General features: G+C 76.9%; 1 protein-coding gene. It reads right to left on the bottom strand.

Annotated elements, in window-relative coordinates; genetic code table 11:
- Window positions 1-134: 134 nt before the first annotated feature.
- Window positions 135-1307: a LacI family DNA-binding transcriptional regulator gene (locus tag FOE67_RS25480; protein ID WP_182667173.1), complete on the bottom strand. Its 1173-nt coding sequence runs from the start codon at window positions 1305-1307 to the stop codon at window positions 135-137.
- Window positions 1308-1501 lie beyond the last annotated feature (194 nt).

The following is a 1501-nucleotide window of genomic DNA, read 5'->3' on the forward strand; positions in this document are numbered from 1 at the left end:
GCCGGGGTCGGGGGCGCCGGTGGTGGTCATGGCGGCAGCGTACGGGGCCGGTGCCGGTACCCGGGAGGGATACCCGGCGCCCGGGTCCGCGACCGGTACGTCCCGCACTGCCGCCCCCCGGCGCGCCCCGCCGCTCAGTCGGTGCGCGCCGGGCGCGGGCCGGAGGGCGGCGGCGCGGTGGAGGCGCGCACCCGCAGTTCGGTCCCGATGACGGCCACCCCGCCCGGCGGGGGCTCCTCCACGCCGAGGGCCAGCAGCCCCGCCCGGGCGCCCGCCTCGTGCAGCGGCAGACGGGCGGTGGTCAGCGCCGGGGCGGCCTCGGCGGCGAACGGGAGATCGTCGAAGCCGGTGACGGAGACGTCCTCGGGCACCCGCAGGCCGGCCTCCCGCAGCGCGGCGCAGGCCCCCAGCGCGACGGTGTCGTTGGCGGCGGCGATCGCGGTCAGTCCGGGGAAGCGGCGCAGCAGTTCGCGGGCGCCCTCGTAGCCGGAGTCCCGGTCGAAGCGGCCGTGCACGACGCGGTCCCCCGCCCCGTCGGCGAGGCCGGCCGCCTCCAGTGCCGCCCGGTGGCCCTCCAGCCGGTGACGGGTGGTGGTGCGCTCGGCCGGGCCGGCGAGGTAGCCGATCTCCCGGTGGCCCAGGGAGATCAGGTGTTCGGCCAGGGCCCGGGCCCCGCCCCGGTTGTCGAAGGCCAGGCAGGCGGGACGCGGGAGGTCGGCGGCCCGGGGGAGGGCCACCTCGGTGCCGTCGGGGCCGATCGTGGTCGCGGCCTCCCCCCGGGCGCCCCCCTCGTCCTCGACCACGGGGGGACTCAGCGGGGGCCTCCCGCACAGCACCACCCGGGCCCCGGCGCGCTCTATGCGGCGCAGCGCGGCGGCGAGGGCGGCCTGGTGGGCGGGGTCCTCGACGGCGCCGCCGGTGAGGATGACCGCGGCGGCGCGCTGTCGCTGGAGCAGCGTGAGGTAGGTCAGCTCCTGTTCGGGGGAGCCGCCGGTGGTGCAGACGACGGCGAGTTTGCGTCCGCGCGGGTCGGGGGCGTCCACCGGCGCGATCCTGGACTGCACGCCCCCGGCGATGATCCCGAAGAAGGGGTCGGCGATGTCGTTGACCAGGACCCCGATGAGGTCGGAGGTGGCGGCGGCGAGCGAGCTGGCGGGCCCGTTGACCACGTACTCCAGTTCCTCCACGGCCCGCAGGACCCGGCTGCGAGTGGTGCCGGCGACCGGGTAGTTCCCGTTGAGCACCCGGGAGACGGTCGCGGCGGAGACCCCCGCGCGGGCCGCCACGTCGGCCAGCGTCACTGCCATGCCTTGCCCTCCGGCTGAAAGAAAACGGACGCGCCCTTGTCAGAGCGCTGGGGGCAGGTTAGCTTTTCTTCAGGATAGAAAGCGCTTACTACGATGTGGTGGTCCGGTGGGGCGATCACCGGACCACCGCATCGGGGTGGGGTCGCGGACGGGAGACCCCGTTCGCGACCCCACCTTCGGGCGCGGTCGGCCCC

It is taken from the genome of Streptomyces calidiresistens (genome assembly GCF_014141525.1).
Taxonomy (GTDB): domain Bacteria; phylum Actinomycetota; class Actinomycetes; order Streptomycetales; family Streptomycetaceae; genus Streptomyces; species Streptomyces calidiresistens.

What these genes read in the sequence shown, in the direction of transcription:
- FOE67_RS25480 (WP_182667173.1), bottom strand. Translation starts at nt 1,307, where the DNA reads ATGGCAGTGACGCTGGCCGACGTGGCGGCCCGCGCGGGGGTCTCCGCC.